Source organism: Vibrio sp. SBT000027, from assembly GCF_963894355.1.
In the GTDB taxonomy this organism is placed as follows: Bacteria; Pseudomonadota; Gammaproteobacteria; order Enterobacterales; family Vibrionaceae; genus Vibrio; species Vibrio splendidus.
In genome coordinates this window covers 1,216,190-1,234,456 of sequence record NZ_CAWQGD010000004.1, presented here as the reverse complement: position 1 = coordinate 1,234,456, position 18,267 = coordinate 1,216,190, and the positions used below count along the sequence as shown (strand labels likewise).

Genomic DNA, 18,267 nt, shown 5'->3' with positions numbered 1-18,267 from the left:
CTAGTGACTATTAGCTTATGTTTTTATTTTAAAATGCTTCTTCGAGCGTTTGTTCGTTCTTTTTTTCGGTTTGTTTTTCAACGGTTTCAACCTCTTTCAAGCGCGCAGTGAAGTGTCTTAACACCGGCGGCTCGTAGGTAAAGTCGAGCCCTTTCACTTGTCCTGCATTCTCTTTCACTTTTTCGAATGCTTCGATAATGAAGTCCATGTGTGTTTGTGTGTAGGTCGCGCGAGGAATGGTAAGGCGCAACAACTCAGCAGGACATGGGTGTTGTTCACCGGTTGCTGGGTCGCGACCTTGCAGCAATGAGCCAATCTCAACCGCTCTGATACCCGCGACTTTATAGAGTTCACACGCCAAAGCATGTGCTGGGAACTGACCTGCAGGAATATGAGGAAGCAGTTTACCCGCATCCACAAACGCAGCATGACCGCCTGCTTGCTGGCACACGATGCCCATCGCTTCTAAGCCATCAACTAAGTATTGAACCTGGCCAATGCGGTACTCTAACCAATCTTGGCGCATGCCGTCATAAAGGCCAACCGCAAGACGCTCCATTGCGCCACCTTCTAAGCCGCCATAGGTTGGAAAGCCCTCTTGCACCACACACAAAGTTCGACACTCTGTGTACACATCCATGAAAGAGTCGTCTTTAAAGCACAACAATCCGCCCATTTGTACCATGGCATCTTTCTTAGCAGACATGGCTAAGCCATCCGCGTATTTGTAGGATTCACGCGTGATCTGTTCTATTGTCCAATCCTGATAACCCGATTCACGTTGTTGAATGAAATAGGCATTTTCAGCGTAACGTGCCGAGTCCATGATCACTGGAATATCGTACTTCTGAGCAATTTCATAAACGGCTTTTAGATTGGCGATAGACACTGGCTGTCCACCAGCAGAGTTACAAGTAATGGTACTCACAATGTAAGGAACGTTAGCCGCGCCCGCTTCTAAGATCGCTTCTTCCAGCTTCACCACATCGAAGTTGCCTTTGAAGTCCGCATTCACTGAGGTATCGAACGCTTCTTTGGTATAAACGTTTTTCGCCACACAGCAATTCACTTGGGTGTGACCTTGTGTTGTATCGAAGAAGTAGTTCGACAGAGCGACCATTTTGCTGCGATCGAGCCCTTTTTCCATTTCACGCTTCTTGATAAGAACAGGTATGTAGATCTGCTCTGCGCCGCGCCCTTGGTGTGTTGGAATCGTCAACTCGTAACCGAAGATATCCTTAACCGCATTCGACAATGCGTAGTAACTGCGGCTACCACTGTAAGCTTCATCGCCCATTAACATCGCGGCTTGCATACGTTGGGTGATAGAACCTGTACCACTGTCTGTCAGTAAATCGATAAACACATCATCACTGTCGAGCAAAAATGGGTTCATACCCGCTTCGACAATGGCTTGTTCACGATATGCAGAGGTTGTTCTTTTTACTGGCTCTACAACACGAATACGAAACGGTTCTGGTAGATGTTTGAAGTTTTCCATAATAATACCTTTCAATACATTCCGATCAGGTCGAAATGTATTTTCTTTAGATGTCACGAATCCTCACCATTAAATTAATAGATCCATATAAAGACACACGGAAAATTAACAGTGAAAATAAACAAGTTAAATAATTATTTATTAATCAAACCTAAACAGAGGCTGAGATAATTAGCGAGAACGACAAAACAACGAATATTCTTCACGAAATAATAAGTGCGACATTCATGCGTTCAAAGGTTATCAAAGCTGCTGATAGGTAAACAAAGCACGCTGCTTTGCTGGCGCGTGACGCCTAGAGGGTACTACTCTGAAGAAAGGCGGAACGAGAGCTGGTGATCTAAGGTATACCAAGCTAACAAGGTTAGCCATGTTGTTGATTGCCATTTCAGATACATGTTCACAATATATCCCTACGTTGAAATCAAGATGATCCGAAATTTAAATATAGTGCAATTGTTTTATAAATACAGCTTAGAAAAGTATAAATGTGATCAACATTTAGAATGATAATTAAATACGATAGCGTGTTATATAAACTGTGAATCACAGCCGTTTATATACTATTAAACTAGTTCAGCGAGTTACTTAATAATAACGGACATTTTTAAATTCAATGCTTATCCGATATAGGATGAAGGTGGCTGTTTTCTAAAAAGCTATCTTCTAGGAATCTAGTGAGCTAAAAAGATAAGCTCTGATGAGGCTCAAACCTCACCAGAACCGTATTCGCAGTGAATAACTTACTTCTTCTTCACGACTTGCTTGATGGCCATTTCAGCCAGTTTTGGCGTCGCTGCTTTCAATGCACTGGGGGCAACCTTCTTACCCGCCTTGACCGCTTTATTCAGTTGGCCTTTAACCGACGTGCCTCTTTTCATGGCTTCTAAACGTTGGCGATTTCTCTGAACGTTATTTGCGTCAGCGATACGCTCGATCAACGTCTGCCTTAAAGTATCTAAACCAAACTGTACCTTTTCTGGCGCAATCGCCAGCGGTAACACGATATCGGTTTGCAGCAATATATGATTGTATTCGAGCGCTTGAGCAATGATCTTTGCTTTGGTCGATGTTGGATTCTCTAAGTCATACGGTGGTTGCCAATCGTCTACAGGCTTTAATCTGTCTACCTGATTCACAACCGACACCACAATCGGCTTCTTGCGTGAGATGTTCTTAGGATCGTCATAGAAAGCATCAAATCTATCTTTCAATTGCTTATCCAAATCACGTGCAGATTGATTGGCTTTAAGCACCCATAGCACCACATCGGCTTGGGTCATCTCTTTCAGCATTAAGGCTTCGGTTTTAGGATTGCCATCAAGCCCCTGAAGATCAACCACGCGAACATCATTGTCGTCGACAAACGCGTTGTAAACCGTTGAAGTGTCGGTTGATGGCAGTACATCCACTTCAGCTACCAACTCTTGCTTAAGCGCATTGATAAGCGAAGATTTACCAGAACTGGTTTGCCCCACCAGCACGATTCGCACAGGCTCTAATTCAGGAGCAAAGCGTTGTTCGTCGAGTTCAGACACATCGGATGCTTTAAGTGCTTCATCTTCAATGCTGAAACGTCCGCTATAGAGATCAATCGCCACCGCCGCAACTTCATCTAATAAGGCTTGTTTAGCGGCGTATTGCATGTCATCAACCACACCTCTTGTCATTGAAGATGTCGCTTGCTCTCTACCTAAATCAGAAACAACTTTTAACGGGTTCAAATAGAGGTTTTTGAGGTGATTTCCCCAAATAGCGGCCTTAACGATCTTCTGCCCTAGCTCGCCATATTTGTCATAGGCTTCGTAGCCCGCTTTGATGTAAGAAACCTTGAGATACTCAATGCCCGGTATATGCTCTCGCACTACCAGTTTGTAGCGTCGGCTTACCTCTTCGAACAGCTTTAGCCCTTCAGGAATCGAGAAGTCGAGCGATTTCTTATCAAACTTTTTCGCCACAAACTCAAGTACTTCTAAACCGGTTTGGTCTAGGTTGCCCCATTCGATGTCGATCATTAATTGTTGGCGTACATGGTGTTTTGAATCATTCCAGATCGACAGTTCTTTTTGAGACCAATCAGTCGAAGCCTTAACCAATGCATCGTTGATATCAGCTTTGTTATGTTGTGATTCAGATTCAGAAGCATCTTCGCCAAGGCCGTCGCTCTCTTTATTTGAGAAGGGCTCCGTACTTGAAGATCGGCGTGAAGAGCGGCTTGAAGAATCGCGAGAAGAACGGCTAGAAATAAACAAAGGAATGGTGAACACCAAGGTACTCACGGCAATGGCAATCGACATTTCGAGTAGGTAACCGTATTTGATCGCCAAGAACACACCAAAGCCCATCATGATAATGCTTGGGAAGATGGCCAAAATAAGAGCAATACCCCAACGGCCGCTCGATAGCACCGCCAGTAATCGAAATAGGTTTCTAATTTTCTTCATAGCCCGACGCCGCCTTACCTTTTTTCAGGGATTCTTTGTAGATCTTCTGCATCTCTTGTTCAGACACTTCTTCGCCTTTGTTCTTATGATAGAAGTAAAAACAAGCCGCGCGACCTAAACCATAAGAGGTGCCGAAACTCATTGCCGCTGCAGCCACTGCCCCTACCGTTTGACCATAAACTGGAATCAGCTTTATCAACTGTCGAGTGCCCAGCTTCATTCCGTATTGCAACGCAAAGCTGCTTCCCAGAGTGCCTATCAACTCACTGAAGACTCTCTTGTTCCACTCGACCCCATATTGATTCGCCAAGCTATGAAGCATTTTCGCTTGAATCGCAGGTACCGACACCAACCCAACACCCGGAATCAGGTCGCTCGCTGCCGCACTTCCCGCATACCAAAGCACTTCGTTTTCTACTTGATCAAAGTTGGCTTCTTCTTGAGTGGAGTGCTCTTTGTCTTGCACCATCATTCCAATAACAGGAAGAATACTGGTCAGCTTTTCTAACAAGATGTCATAGTTGTAAATTGAACCACTGTTATTGCTCGAGTCATCCGTTTCGAAATCGACCGCGACGGATTCAAACTCTTTACCCCAAGCCTTCTCTACTTGGTTGGTGTTGAACTGAACCTGCCTTGCTCGATCTGTTTCACCGGAAGACAACACTGCAGTATGAACAAGCAGCAAGTGTTTAATTTTCTTCTGTTTCTTAATCTGCTTTAGAGCCGCAAGCACTGAGGATTGTTCAGGTTCGTCGGCTTTCATTACAACGACTAATGCATTACCTGCCTGACCAATCTCTTCCAGATCCTCTTTCGCATCATAATTCGCTTCGCTTAGTCCTCTGGTATCGAGAAAGCGCATCACGGGTTTGTCTTGTGGGAATTCGTAAGACATCGCCGTCATGGTACAAGGTGCAAAACCATTGCCCACTTCAACAGAAGAGTCGCCAGTCACCGCCTGAATAAACGATGACTTGCCCGCCCCCGTTTTTCCCAACAGCCACAATGTTGGCAGATGCTGACGCTGGTATTCATGGGCCTGAGTGAGATCGGGGTTCTTGCTCGGATTGATGAAGTCTTTTATTTGATCAAACATGTTTAGAGTAACGCTCACTTGATGTTGAGATTCGAGTTGATGACAAAGCAATACTGACTTATATAATCACAAATCATATTAAACTTATGTTTGTTCAGTCGCACAGGTTTACAATACCTAAACGCTTGTTTTTATTTGCGCGCTCATTTTTATAGACGCTTTTTTATACGTGCGGGTATCATCGTATTGATTCACGCATCGAACGAACATTAACAAACACAGAGAAGTAAAAGGTAAGTATGGAACAAATTTATTTAGCTGGCGGTTGCTTATGGGGCGTACAGGAATTTATTAAGTACGTTCCTGGTGTTATCAGCACAGAAGCAGGCCGTGCCAATGGAAGCGCCCAGCTAACAGAAAACGGGTCGACACAATGCGATAGCACGCAATGCAATGGCACACAAAGCGATTACGATGGCTATGCAGAATGCGTACAAATTGAATTTGATCCAAGCGTTACGTCTGTAATGATTTTGATGGAACACTTGTTTGAGATTATCGACCCTTACAGCGTGAATCAACAAGGTGTCGATGTCGGAGAGAAATACCGCACAGGCGTATACAGCACTAACGCAGAACACTTAACCGAAGCTAAACACTATATTGCCTCTCGTGACGACGCAGACCGTATCGCACTCGAGATATTACCGTTAACTCACTATGTCGCGAGTGATGATATCCATCAGCATCACTTAAGTCACTTCCCTGAAGATCACCACTTATGTCATATCCCTTGGGATCTGCTGCATAAGTATAAATCACAGTAGTCACGACGTAAGATCGAGATAGTCACGACCTAAGATCGATAAAGCCTCAACAGATATTACCCGTTGAGGCTTTTTAAGTGCTAATGGCCAAGACAGCTATCGTGAATTGGTTTGATAGCTCAAGCCATTAAGCAATAACCAATAACCAATAACCAATAACCAATAACTTACTTAGTCGTATTCTCGAGCATGTAGTTCGGACCCGCGGTTTCAGCCGTCACGACCGCAAGTTTAGACACATCTGCGCCTTCACCTTGGTAAGCGTTAATACCGTTAGTAACTGTCATTGCGGGCAACTCAACAGAGAAGCTCGAGATCTGCTCAGATGCTGTCACTTGGCCAACATATGTTTCATTGTCATACGTTGCGCCCATTAGCGGGTAATCTTGCGTTGCACGCACACTGACAAACTCAGGAGATTGCGAGTTATCAACCACGTTGTGTTTGAACGCCACATCAACACCTGCATAAATCTTTTCAACTTCCGCATTATTGAACAGGCTAACACGGTGAGTTTGGTTGCCATAGATAATGCCCCACTCAGTGTCGACTAGAGAGTTATTTTCGATGGTGATATTTTTCGGCGTCCATTGCTTGTTCAGCTCTTTGCCCTTCACTGACTGATCTAGCTGCTCACCATTCGCTACGTCGATAATGCCGGTATTAATAACAATGCCGCCACGTAGGTCAGCATTGCCTTCAATCACACCGTCACGTCCACGAGTATTTGCAATGTAGTTATTACGGATAACATGGTCTTCGTCGTAGATTCGAATACCACCCGTTAAGTTCTTTTTATTACCTAGAATAATGTTATTTTCAACGCTACTTCCTTTGCCATGACGCAAAGAAATCAAAGCTGAACTTTCAAAAATTGTATTACCAGAAATTGTGTTGCCACCCGACTTAACTGAGACAAGCTCGCGCTCGCCATCCATGTCGATCATCAAGTTATTAACGAATTTTGAATTAGAGTCCCACTGAGAAGATTTTGAATCACCAATACGAAGTGCTTCCCAGCTGTTGCCGTTGTAACGAATCGCCTCTTTGATATCGAATTCATTGAACTGGTTAGGCTTTTGATCCATGAAGATATTATTTGCGATTAGATGGTTGTCTGACGTGTCATCTTTTTGCACACCAATCAACGTGCCGCGTTTTTGCTTACCTTCAAAACGGTTGTTGATGACTTTACCGTCTTTACCCCACAAAGAAACCCACAGGTATCTTGGGTATTCAGAACGACGCTCATCTGGTTGATATTCATAAGCGTGGTTGAAGTAGTAAAATGTTGAGTTTTGAAGCGTGTTGCCATTACCCATCATACGTACTGCACCAAACCTTTCGTTTGGACCGCCTTCGGTAAACACTAGGCCATCAAGCGTGATGTCATCGCCTTTCAGTTCAAATTGAACTAGGCCAGTTAACCACGCAGAACCTGCTTGTTCGGCTTTAATGGTGATGTCACTCGCCGTGATAGTCACTTGACCTAAGTTCGCGTATTTACCAGCAGGGATCACCACTTCGTCGCCATCTTTTAGGTTTTCAAATTGTGCTTTAAGTGCAGCCACTTGTTCTTCTGAAGCAACGGCTAAAGTGTCGCCATCGACCTCAGTTAAGCGGTCACTGCTCAACAGGTAACTACGGTCGATTTCGCTAATAGCTGGCGCAGCTTGTTCAGCGACACTGACTGCGGGTGCTGTTTTTTCTTGGGTTGTACAGCCAGTTGCAAAAGCGAGCGTGAACGCGCTAATAATGCTTACCGATAATAGTTTTTTGTTCATCGTACATCTCACGTTAAAGTTTGGATTATAAAAAATGACGGCCACCCATTTAGGTGGCCGTGATGTTATTTAGGATGCGTATTAAATTAGCCTTCGGCTGGAGTTACTTCGTCTTGTTGCTCGACTTTGTCATCGACCGCTTTAACAAGTAACAGGCCGACAGAGAACACAATCAAACCACACAGAACGAATACCATGCGTCCCCACATTGGGTTTGGCAGTACAAACATAGTCATTACGCCCACACCCGCTACCGCGATAAGTGAACCCAACATACGACGTTGCTTGTTATCCAGTTTCTTCTGTTCATTACTCTCAGCAACTAATGGTGTCGCTAGGTTGTTGAAGAACTTGTCGACATCTTTCTCACGGTGTTCCGGTAATGGCTTGTAGAACAATGTTGAAAGAACGAAGAAGCCAGCAGTAAATACGATGTGACCGATAAGGCCGATAGCCACTTTCAGGTCAGCCCACTCACGGCCAGTTAGTTCGTTTAGACCGAACCAGTTTTGAATCATGTCCGCTGTGATAACGAAACCAACGAAGTAAGAAACCACACCACCTACAACTAGCGTGCCCCAACCTGCCCAATCCGGTGTTTTACGGATGAAGAAGCCACAGAATGCTGGAATCGTCATAGGGAAGCCGATCAATGCGCCCACGTACATCATGGTGTCGAAAAGGCTCAGACCTTTAAGAGAGTTAATGAACAGAGCAACCAAGATGATCGCGATGCCGAAGAAAGTAGACGTTAGCTTAGAAACAACCATTAGCTCTTTCTCTGTCGCTTTAGGGCGAAGAATCGGCTCGTAGAAGTTCTTAACAAAAATACCTGAGTTACGGTTTAGACCAGAGTCCATTGAAGACATTGTTGCTGCGAACATCGCGGCAATCAGAAGGCCAACCATACCAACCGGCATGTACTCTTGAACAAAATATAGGTAAGCGAAATCAGCGGCTTTGCTGCCAGCTTCTGGGTAAGCTGCTGCTAAATCAACACCTTGACCTGCCATGAACCATGAAGGCATGAACCAAATGATTGGACCCAGTGTCATTAGTACACAAGCAAGCAGTGCTGCTTTACGTGCGTTGTTTGAGTCTTTCGCTGCAAGGTAACGGTAAGAGTTCAGCATGTTATTGGTGATACTGAACTGCTTCAAGAAGATGAACACCGCCCAGATGCTGAAGATACTTAGGTAGTTAAGGTTATCACCGGTGATAAATGAATCGGTTGGGAAATCATTGATGATTTGCGTAACACCGCCACCGTGGTAGACCGCTACTACAGCACACGTTACGGTCACTGCCATGATGATAACCATCTGCATAAAGTCAGATGCGATTACCGCCCAAGAGCCGCCCGTTACTGACATCACCAGTACAACCAGACCCGTTAGGACAATCGTCGTTGTCATATCAAAGCCGAAGATACCCGATGCGATGATCGCAAGGCCGTTCAACCAGATACCTGCGGAAATAACGCTGTTTGGCATGCCAGACCAAGTAAACACTTGCTCATTCACCTTACCAAAACGCATACGAATCGCTTCAATAACCGTCACAACGCGCAGTTGGCGGAACTTCGGAGCGAAGTAAAGGTAGTTCATTAGGTAACCGAATGCGTTCGCGATAAAGATAATCGCTACGGCAAAACCATCGGTAAAGGCTTTACCTGCTGCACCAGTAAATGTCCACGCACTGAACTGGGTCATAAATGCGGTTGCACCTACCATCCACCACAGCATATTACCTCCCCCACGGAAGTAATCACTCGTCGTACTTGTAAACGTTCGGAACATCCACCCTATTGCAATTAAGAATAGGAAGTAGATGCCAACTATCAGGGTATTGAGTTCCATCTTGAGACCTTTATTTATGTTTTTTGTTGAGGTCACTATAGATAGATGGCAAGTACATTTGTACTACAATAATCCAAATGCGTGACAGTGATCTTACAGTCTGACACTCAATTAATCATACAAGTGATCGAGTTCAAAGTTGCACCACCTACGAGCATAATTCCTCAAGTGAGTGCAGCCATCCGTAGTGGATTTCGACAAAAACCCCGAAAAACATGAACTAACCCTCTAAAAAACGAATAATTATCGACAAAAACTATTATTTGTCACGATCAAAGCTCAAAGAAGAACAGCAAAAATATCGTTAGATATAATTTATAAAAATGAATCAAACCAACACATTTGTAGTACAAATAGAATTGGAAATTTGCTTTTAAAAGTTCCCTATATTAGGTAGCCAATAATGAAAACTTGAAAACCACTATTAGATACTGACAGTGGTTCTCGGAAGTGAAATGCTTTTAACACACCAGTTACACTTTCCCCTCGTCCATTAAAAAGGTGTCATTATGAAGAAATACGTTCCAATCTTAATTGCTCTTAGTACGGTATCTTCTATGAGCTATGCAGCCACCAGCGATGATGCTGTTGACTACTTACAAATGCGCAAAGGTGTGGCTTATCAAGTAAACCACTCAAAACCCTTTACTGGTCAATTTGAAGAGAAGTTCGATAACGGCCAAGTCGCGACCCAAGCTCAATTTGCCGATGGCCTAGAACTTGGGTTAGAAACCAACTGGTACCCAAATGGCCAAGTTGCTTCTAAAGTGAATTACGTTAAAGGTGAACTGCAAGGTAAGGCCGAGACCTGGTATCCAAACGGACAGAAAAAAGCGGAGCTCAACTATAAAGACAATGAGCTGTCGGGTGTTGCCTCTCGCTGGTATCCGAATGGCGAACAAAGCCTAACAGCCGAATTCAGTGACGGACAAAAAGATGGATTGGTAACGGACTACTACCCTAATGGCAATAAGGCCAGCCAAGCGAAATTTGATGAAGGCGAAGTAGCAAACGGGAAACTCACTCGCTGGAATACTAACGGAGACAAGGTTGAAGAACTGACCTTTAAAGACCACAAAGTCACGTCTAAACAGGTTTGGATGCCGACGGAAAGCTAATACTAAAAAACGGCTCTCACAGGGTTAGTCTCATACATATAAACGACTGCTGCGAATCCGCCTGCAGCTAACCGTCTGCTGCTAACCCGTCTGCAATTAAGCGACAAGAGCAAGAGACACAACAAGAGAAGACAAGAGAAGAGAAACGAGCATTCATGTGACTAAGCGTGAATGTTCGTGGCTTTTTCACTTGCTCTTTTCTCTACCACTTCCCCTCATCACTTGGGTCCGACTATACCTCAGTCTCTCGTTATTATTTACAGCACTCCATCTAGTGATAAAACAATCACCAATAGTCATTGAAAATAATAAATATTTAACTTGCGCATAACCTTTCCATAAAATACTGTAAGCAAACGTTTCCGTTGCGAGTCAGATCCCAGTTATCCGCTTGTAAGCTACTGATCACGCAAATAAGAGAAACGAGATTCCCAAATACGTTGTTGAGTCATATTGTTTTGCTTTGGTGCCTGCCTATGAAAATTAAAACCTCCCTTTTTAGCCTTGCTTGTTTATCCATTATTTCGTTATTGGTTGTCGTCTCATTCACTGAAATGGCAAACCTAAAGCTGATCAAACTTGAGAAAACCCTGATCAAGGTGAAGTCGCTTGAAGTTTCGATGCTTCAACTAAATCGAACGGAACTAGAGTTTCTGATCAGCCACGACAAAGCCCTCAAGCCTAAATTCGCCAAAGAGTATTCACACTTCCAACAGTTGATGAATAGCTTCTCTGTTTTACTTGAAGAGTCAGACATAGCGGTGCCTGAGTTAGACAAACTGAATCGAGAAGTAAAACAATACGACAAAGATTTTTCCTTGATGGTAGACGCGATAGAACGCAACCCAGCAAAGGTCAGCGAACTGAAATCAGAAATGAAAATGCTGTTTGAAGATATCATCTCGATATTTACCGGCGTTGAAGGTCGTTTAGAACAACAGGTCGAATCGATTCAACAAACCATCACTACGTTTATTGTGAGTTCCGTAATCGCCGTCACTGGATTACTGATCGCACTGTCCTTTGGGATCTCATCGCGTGTCGCTAAGAAGATAGCCTCGTTAAACGCAACCATGTTGCACGTATCCCAACAACGTGACTTTACCGTTAAAGCGGAAGACAGCGGTTCAGATGAAATTGCGGATATTGCCAAGTCATTTAACACCGTATTAGAAGATATTCGTCAACTTGTTGGTCAAGTACAAGGGTCGATCCAAGAGCTCGGCAACATTTCGAACCAGTTGCAACACGACGGCATAGAAGTGGAAAGCGCTTTAAACAAGCAGCAACGACAAACAGAAAATATTGCGACCGCGATAAATCAAATGGGCAGCAATATCCAAAGTGTTGCGACCAATAGTGAAAATGCATCAGCAAATGCACAAACCAGCTTCTCCACGGCAAATGATGGCCTGAACGATGTGGCCTTCACCAGAGACACAATCAATACGCTTTCAACTGACTTAGTGAGTGCGAGTGAAGAAGTGAATCGCCTTTCTGTGCACTCAGAAAAGATCAATACCGTACTAGAAGTGATTAAAGACATTGCTGAACAAACCAACCTACTCGCTTTGAACGCCGCTATTGAAGCAGCGCGCGCTGGAGAGCAAGGTCGTGGTTTTGCGGTCGTCGCCGATGAAGTGAGAACCTTGGCTGGCAGAACACAGCTTTCAACCGAAGAGATCTCAACCATTATTCAAGGGGTTCAAGATCAAACCCAAATGGTGGTTAACACGATTCAAAATTGTTGTGAAAAAGGTAACAGCAGTGTCGACTCTTGTGAGAAGGCACATTCAAGAATCACATCGGTTATCGCAGACATGGAAACCATTCTAAATAACAGTTTAGAAGTCTCCAATGCTATGAAGGAGCAAAGTGAAGTTACGTCAGAGATCATCGAAAACGTAGATGCCATTAAACAGCTGACACTGACGAATGTAACGAGCGCTTCAAAAAACGCCGCTTCTGCAACTTCAGTAGTAGAACAAACAGACTCACTTGAACGCGCTGTCATCAACCTAAAAGCTTAGCTCTTAAGCCGCGGATTACACGTTTTTGCTTATCAAACTATTCTCTACTCAAATTTCAGATAAAAAAACGCTCATGTTGCCTGTATCAACATGAGCGCAAGGGTAGATCTTCGACTACCGTCTCCTACCTTTCTAAACGAAAGCAGAAGTTATAATTAGAATAGTTGGGAGCAATAATCAAAATGCTTTCGCAAGCACTTCAACGATTTCTTCTTTGTCACTAATAAGAACAACGGGTAACCATTCGAACCCTGTTCATTCCTATCAAGTTCATTCCTATCAAGTTCATATCTATATAGCAGGCTATGTCACTGCCTTGCCTACTACATTTCAAATCATCTCTGGCCGAGCTCTATAACACCTAAAACAAATGCCTAGCGGTTTAAAGTATTTTGGCTTCTAGCCATTTTTCCTTTCTAACCATTTAGCCTTTAAATCGTTCTTACTTATCCGCTTCGCAGCGTCAGTTCATGCAATCAACACAGCAAAGTTATGTGTTGCTACAGAAAGTTAGTAAATAATAATGTATTACAAATAAAAATGACATCTAAAGATTCAATTTTTTGCTGTAGCGCACATTTATTGATGAACAAAACCCTTAAAAATCATTATCAACAGACAAATAAAACACTAAAAATCAAACGCTTACCAAGGAAAACTGACTTTGTAACCCTTTGTAAATAGTGGTTTTGTCCCCACAACACGATCCAATTCACAGATCATGCGCCTTCAAATCGTTAGCATATTTGTATTATTTTAACTCAAAACAAAAGGCGTAAATATGAAAGCCCCTCGACTCCTACATCTTGCTGCTTGTATTGGTGCTATCACCTTTGGTTCTCAGGCTATAGCCGCTGAATTCGTTTTCTTAGACGAAGCAACATTAGAAGCGAACCGTACTCTTCTTCAATCAGACAATGCTTCTGAATCAATGAAAGACGCGTACACAAAGCTTATTGAAGAAGCCGACCTAGCAATGAACGATGGTCCTTTTAGCGTTGCTGATAAAGGAATGGTTCCGCCAAGTGGCAGTAAGAACGATTACATGAGCATCAGCCCATACTGGTGGCCTGATGAATCAAAAGAAGATGGGCTTCCATGGATTCGCCATGACGGAAAAACAAACCCAGCATCAAAAACTGACGAAACTGACTCAAAACGTATTGGACACTTCACCCGTTCTGTTCGTGCATTAGCGGTCGCCTACTATTTTAGCCAAGACGAAAAATATGCTCAGCAAGGTATCGAATACATAAGAACTTGGTTCTTCAACGAAGACACCAAGATGAACCCGAACGTGAACTACGGACAAGGTGTTCCTGGTGTAGCAGAAGGTCGCCGCGGTGGAATCATCGATACAAGAACGCTGACTGATCGCATGTTAGATTCAATCGCTATTCTGTCTCAATCACCTACCTGGTCAGAGTCTGACGAAACACAAATCACCCAATGGTACAGCGAATACTTGGATTGGTTGATCATCGATGATTTATCTGGCGGTCCTAAAGGCGAAGCTTACGCAGAAAACAACCACGGTACTTGGTACGACTATCAAGTTGCAGGTGTTTCTTACTTTATTGGTAACGAAACGCTTGCTAAGCAAATGGTTCAAAAAGGCAAGATGCGTATCGACACTCAATTCGAAAAAGACGGCTCTCAGCCTCATGAAATCGAGCGCACGCGTGCTTACCACTACCACTATTTCAGCCTAGATCCATTGATCGGTATGGCTCAGATCGGTGACAAGGTCGGTATCGATCTTTGGAACTACACCAATAAGAAAGGCGGTTCTTTAGACACAGGTATTCAGCTAATGGCTGATTACAACGACCTATCGAAAGAGTGGCCATACACACAGAAAGACGAACGTCGTCGCGTTGAACGTATGACTCCGCTTTACCTGAAAGCTGGCGTAGCTATGGAAAACCCTGAATGGGTAAAACTAGCAACAGAGACCGATTTCAGTGAATTCACAGTCAAGAAGCAGCTAGCTGAAGTGTGGGCTCAACGAGACGTAGAACTACTTTACCCAAAACTATAATCCCAAATACAACAAAGGGCTCAACGTTGGCCCTTTAGTAACCCCTTTTTATTTAGATACAGTGGAAACAATAACAATGATAAAAACGAATAAAGTAACACTTGCAGTATTAGCGACTCTTTTCGCAGGCAGCGTGTCTGCCGCATCACTCGACGCGCGCCAAGAGTACAAACATGGCTCAGAAGACTGGGCAAGTCGTATCAAGATGAGCGGTTCTGTCGATAACCACTTCTTCGGCGCTGAAATGAAGCAAAAAGGTAAGCCTTTCTCTGAGTGGGAAGCGGCAGACAACGAGTTCGAATACGGTTACAAATTCAAGCTTAACGAGCACTGGTTAATTCAACCAAGTATGCCAGTAACGTTTGGTTCTGATAGCGTAACCTACAAACCGCAAGTACGTGTTCAATACTCTTTCGAATCAGGCCTAAAGGCGAAACTTCGCTACCGTCACGAGTTCCGTGACTACACATCTGACTCTTCAAACGAGAATAAGAACCGCAGTAAAGTTACAGGTAACATCGATTACAACTGGAATGCATGGCAGTTCGGCTTTGAAGCTAACTACGCAGAAGACTTCATTGACAACGAGTGGACTGGCGGCGGTGGTGCTGACAACGAGTGGGATTACAACTTTAAAGTGGGCTACAAAGAGGCTGACTGGAGCTGGCGTCCATACGTTGAGTTAGGTAACGTTCAAGACAGCCGTGACCGTCAATTACGTAGCCGTGTAGGTATTACTTACAGCTTCTAATCGATAGCTATATAAATAATCTAAGATAATTACTGTCCTAATTTTCTAAGACCTAAAAAAAAGCCAGCTTAATCGCTGGCTTTTCTTCTTTCAAATCAATTCATTCAAATAAGAGCGAGTACTTAACGCTCCTCACCCTAGTGACTGATCCGATAGAGAAATGCAACTGTCACGTCATCGTTAGGCACAACTCGCTTCTGCTGAGCTAAAAACAATTCCGCAGTTGATACTGCATCAGCAAGCGCATTATGATTGTTGTATTCAGGAAGCCCGTATCTTTCGCGAGTGCCTGCTAGAGTCAAATCCACTTCTTCATGATTGCTGATCGCTTTCTCCATACTCTTTTCGATACACAATGTGTCTAGCCAAAGCAGAGGAATCGCTCGTAAACCATAGCAACGAAGAAGATATTGGCTAATGAACCTCTCTTCTACCATGCAAGCGTGCGCGACAATAATCTTGCCTTTCGCAGCTTCGAAGAACGTCAGCATCGCATCATGAATAGAAGCGCCCTCTTCTAACATTTGCGGTGTAATATGGTTGATCACGGCGGTTTCGGCGTTGATCTGCGAATCGTTATCCAGGTAAATATGCTTGGCGGACGCTAAGTCTATTCGCCCCTTGACCACATCGACCCAACCCATGGACAAAATCAGATCTTGTTCGCTGTCTAGACCCGTGGTCTCAAGATCCAGCACGATATAGTCACTGTCTTTGGCCAAGTCCGTCATTTCAGGGCAAGGCTGATCTACGAGATCATGTAACGCTTCTGGCAACTTAACCGTTCCCAGATATTGCTTACGTTTACGTTTAATTCGCTCAAGCGGATGAAAGTAATTTAAAAACGATTTCATTAGCGCGCTCCGAAACGAATTTTCGCCGCTTCTTGAAGGTCAGCAATGATCCTAAAGGCATCTTTCAAGTGTTTACGCTCAAAGCTACCAAAGCTATCTGGATTGATATTGTTGTCGGGCACATCTCCGTTCTTCAACGCTTCAAGTTGATGACCGAATCGGAAAGAGAGAATGAACTGGTAAGCACCTAGAATGTTTTTGAATGCGTCGTCGCTCAGCATGCCTTTTTCATTGGCTGCCGCAAAGCGTTCATCAGTGGCCGACAAGTCACACTCCACTGCGAGACCATAAATACGCGCTAAATCAATAATCAGGTTGATGGCGTATTTCTTCACGTTCAAGGTTTTCTTGTTCTCACCCGATTTCTCTAACACCAAGCTGTTGAAGATACCCAAAGGTGGATTGGTATTGACCGCATCTTTCACGAGCGTACTTAGGAACTCACGGTTGCCGCGAATATTGGTATGCAGCTCATCACGAAGAATGCCTTCGAACTCACTGTTGCCATAAATAGTACGGATCTCTAGGAACACACTGATGTTGAGTAGGCGTTCATACTCAGGGTTGGCAACCCACTTTTTATAGTAGTGCTTCCAAACATTGAGTGGCTGACACCATTTTGGCGTCGCTGCCATGAATTTTCCTGGGCATAACGGGTAATCGCAGCTTGCCAACCCGTTGGTCACCATCATCGCTAAGTGTTTGAAATAAATACGGTCACTGTCTGTCGCATCATCAGCCAGTACAATCGCACTGTCTTGATCCGACAGCATGTGAACTTCGTTACGCGCGTGCGATCCCGCTACGATCCAAGAGAAATCACACGGTGGTGGGCCTAACTTATCAATCGCGATCTGAATCAATCGGCGGGTGTAGGCATCCATGATCATGGTCATTACCTTACCGACGGTTTCCGGTGCAACCTTGCCTTCCACCAGCGCTTCAAAAATAGCTTGTCGCTCTGGGGTAAACGAAGACATGGTTTTCACACTGCCCGCGTATTTGATTTTCTCGATTAAGAAGATCGCTTGGACACGGTGGTTTTGAACTAAGTGAGACGTGGTGAGGAGACCAACGACCTTATTTTCTTTCACAACGGGCAAGTTACGGATATTGAATTGCATCATGATAGATGCAGCATGCAGCACTAAATCATCGGGTTTCACTGTGAGTGGAGAGTGTGTCATTACCTCTGAGATCAGGCTATCAGTACTGACACCGTGAGCGATCACTCGCTTAGTCATGTCACGGTCGGTAATCAAACCAACAATGGTTTCACCCTCATAGATCACCGCACATGGCGAGCGTTGATGAAGCATTTCCACCGCTACCGATTGGATGGTTTGCTCAGACTTAACAATGGCTACCTGCCCGCTTGCCACTTCTTCAACCTTACGAATGAACAAGCCTTTCTCTTTATTTGACCACACAACATCCAATGCCGACTTCAAACGAACCTGAGCCTGTGAAGCAAAGTGTTCTGCGCAACTTGGAAAAGCTTTGAAAAGCGTTTGAAGTGCCGAGTGTGGAATCACATAAAGCAAGGTGTTCTCAATTGCGATGGCTCTATAGCCTTTCTCGTCGTTGACTTCAGAATCTAAGAACGTAAAACCGAACAAGTCTTCGCTACCTAAACGTGCGCGAAGCACACCGTCCGATTTTCGTTGCTCCATAGAGCCAGTTCGAATGATATAGAGCGACTTTTCCTTGCCCGATTCACACAGATCAACCACATCACCTTTGCCGAGGTAAGTGATCTGAACATTAGAGGCAAGTTCACGCAGCGCTTCTTTAGGGATCTTATCGAATGGGTCTATCTGACCGATAAACTGAAGAATATTTGGTAATAAAGACTGAGGCATAATCACACTCGCAATAATTTGATTAGTATTATTATATAACTAACAAGACTGGTTGCTAGTGGTTTTAACAAAACAGCAAAGAATAGGTCAAATATTGGACATCAGTCAGGTTTCCATCAAATTTAGATACAAAAAAAGCACGTATTAAACGTGCTTT

The 18,267-nt window shown here is 44.0% G+C and carries 12 protein-coding genes; 5 read left to right on the top strand and 7 right to left on the bottom strand.

Features of this window, described 5'->3' with window-relative positions; translation table 11 throughout:
• Window positions 1-28 precede the first annotated feature (28 nt).
• The 3 genes from tnaA to AACU28_RS15205 all read right to left on the bottom strand — a co-directional run bounded on the left by tnaA (window position 29) and on the right by AACU28_RS15205 (window position 5,044).
• A complete protein-coding gene (tnaA, locus tag AACU28_RS15215) occupies window positions 29-1,501 on the bottom strand; it encodes a tryptophanase (protein WP_102441962.1) in 1,473 nt (490 codons plus the stop codon).
• A gap of 743 nt (window positions 1,502-2,244) precedes the next feature.
• Window positions 2,245-3,945: a GTPase family protein gene (locus tag AACU28_RS15210; protein ID WP_121603155.1), complete on the bottom strand. Its 1,701-nt coding sequence runs from the start codon at window positions 3,943-3,945 to the stop codon at window positions 2,245-2,247.
• Complete coding sequence (locus AACU28_RS15205) at window positions 3,932-5,044, bottom strand: YcjF family protein (RefSeq protein ID WP_029225580.1); 1,113 nt, start codon at window positions 5,042-5,044, stop codon at window positions 3,932-3,934. The genes AACU28_RS15210 and AACU28_RS15205 overlap by 14 nt, the downstream gene beginning before the upstream one ends.
• A gap of 239 nt (window positions 5,045-5,283) precedes the next feature.
• Between AACU28_RS15205 and AACU28_RS15200 the strand changes: the two genes are divergently transcribed.
• The gene (locus tag AACU28_RS15200) at window positions 5,284-5,811 is read left to right on the top strand and encodes a peptide-methionine (S)-S-oxide reductase (protein WP_029222391.1); all 528 of its coding nucleotides are present in this window, start codon (window positions 5,284-5,286) and stop codon (window positions 5,809-5,811) included.
• 167 nt (window positions 5,812-5,978) lie between these two features.
• On the opposite strand, the gene AACU28_RS15195 is transcribed toward AACU28_RS15200, so the two are convergent.
• Both AACU28_RS15195 and AACU28_RS15190 read right to left on the bottom strand, forming a co-directional pair.
• A complete protein-coding gene (locus AACU28_RS15195; RefSeq protein WP_121603154.1) occupies window positions 5,979-7,595 on the bottom strand; it encodes a polysaccharide lyase 6 family protein in 1,617 nt (538 codons plus the stop codon).
• 86 nt (window positions 7,596-7,681) lie between these two features.
• Window positions 7,682-9,454, bottom strand: coding sequence for a sodium:solute symporter family transporter (locus tag AACU28_RS15190; protein ID WP_017092962.1), 1,773 nt, complete (start codon window positions 9,452-9,454; stop codon window positions 7,682-7,684).
• A gap of 509 nt (window positions 9,455-9,963) precedes the next feature.
• Between AACU28_RS15190 and AACU28_RS15185 the strand changes: the two genes are divergently transcribed.
• The 4 genes from AACU28_RS15185 (at window position 9,964) to AACU28_RS15170 (ending at window position 15,394) form a co-directional block, all read left to right on the top strand.
• A complete protein-coding gene (locus AACU28_RS15185; protein WP_004733536.1) occupies window positions 9,964-10,572 on the top strand; it encodes a toxin-antitoxin system YwqK family antitoxin in 609 nt (202 codons plus the stop codon).
• Between the two features lie 476 nt (window positions 10,573-11,048).
• Window positions 11,049-12,602, top strand: a complete 1,554-nt coding sequence (locus AACU28_RS15180; RefSeq protein WP_017092961.1) for a methyl-accepting chemotaxis protein — start codon at window positions 11,049-11,051, stop codon at window positions 12,600-12,602.
• Between the two features lie 781 nt (window positions 12,603-13,383).
• Entirely contained in the window at window positions 13,384-14,643 is a 1,260-nt protein-coding gene (locus tag AACU28_RS15175; RefSeq protein ID WP_102450741.1) for an alginate lyase family protein, read from the top strand.
• 76 nt (window positions 14,644-14,719) lie between these two features.
• Window positions 14,720-15,394, top strand: a complete 675-nt coding sequence (locus AACU28_RS15170) for an oligogalacturonate-specific porin KdgM family protein (RefSeq protein ID WP_065682232.1) — start codon at window positions 14,720-14,722, stop codon at window positions 15,392-15,394.
• A gap of 137 nt (window positions 15,395-15,531) precedes the next feature.
• Here AACU28_RS15170 and AACU28_RS15165 read toward each other — a convergent pair whose 3' ends face one another.
• Together AACU28_RS15165 and AACU28_RS15160 are read right to left on the bottom strand one after the other, a co-directional pair.
• Window positions 15,532-16,248, bottom strand: a complete 717-nt coding sequence (locus tag AACU28_RS15165) for a 3'-5' exonuclease (RefSeq protein ID WP_017077162.1) — start codon at window positions 16,246-16,248, stop codon at window positions 15,532-15,534.
• Window positions 16,248-18,110 carry a DUF294 nucleotidyltransferase-like domain-containing protein gene (locus AACU28_RS15160; RefSeq protein ID WP_004733532.1) on the bottom strand — a complete coding sequence of 621 codons (1,863 nt, stop codon included), beginning with the start codon at window positions 18,108-18,110 and terminating at the stop codon, window positions 16,248-16,250. Before AACU28_RS15160 ends, AACU28_RS15165 begins: the two co-directional genes overlap by 1 nt.
• Between the last annotated feature and the right edge of the window lie 157 nt (window positions 18,111-18,267).

Coding starts and splice junctions, on each gene's coding strand:
- tnaA (WP_102441962.1), bottom strand. CDS start 1,501: ATGGAAAACTTCAAACATCTACCAGAACCGTTTCGTATTCGTGTTGTA.
- AACU28_RS15210 (WP_121603155.1), bottom strand. CDS start 3,945: ATGAAGAAAATTAGAAACCTATTTCGATTACTGGCGGTGCTATCGAGC.
- AACU28_RS15205 (WP_029225580.1), bottom strand. CDS start 5,044: ATGTTTGATCAAATAAAAGACTTCATCAATCCGAGCAAGAACCCCGAT.
- AACU28_RS15200 (WP_029222391.1), top strand. CDS start 5,284: ATGGAACAAATTTATTTAGCTGGCGGTTGCTTATGGGGCGTACAGGAA.
- AACU28_RS15195 (WP_121603154.1), bottom strand. CDS start 7,595: ATGAACAAAAAACTATTATCGGTAAGCATTATTAGCGCGTTCACGCTC.
- AACU28_RS15190 (WP_017092962.1), bottom strand. CDS start 9,454: ATGGAACTCAATACCCTGATAGTTGGCATCTACTTCCTATTCTTAATT.
- AACU28_RS15185 (WP_004733536.1), top strand. CDS start 9,964: ATGAAGAAATACGTTCCAATCTTAATTGCTCTTAGTACGGTATCTTCT.
- AACU28_RS15180 (WP_017092961.1), top strand. CDS start 11,049: ATGAAAATTAAAACCTCCCTTTTTAGCCTTGCTTGTTTATCCATTATT.
- AACU28_RS15175 (WP_102450741.1), top strand. CDS start 13,384: ATGAAAGCCCCTCGACTCCTACATCTTGCTGCTTGTATTGGTGCTATC.
- AACU28_RS15170 (WP_065682232.1), top strand. CDS start 14,720: ATGATAAAAACGAATAAAGTAACACTTGCAGTATTAGCGACTCTTTTC.
- AACU28_RS15165 (WP_017077162.1), bottom strand. CDS start 16,248: ATGAAATCGTTTTTAAATTACTTTCATCCGCTTGAGCGAATTAAACGT.
- AACU28_RS15160 (WP_004733532.1), bottom strand. CDS start 18,110: ATGCCTCAGTCTTTATTACCAAATATTCTTCAGTTTATCGGTCAGATA.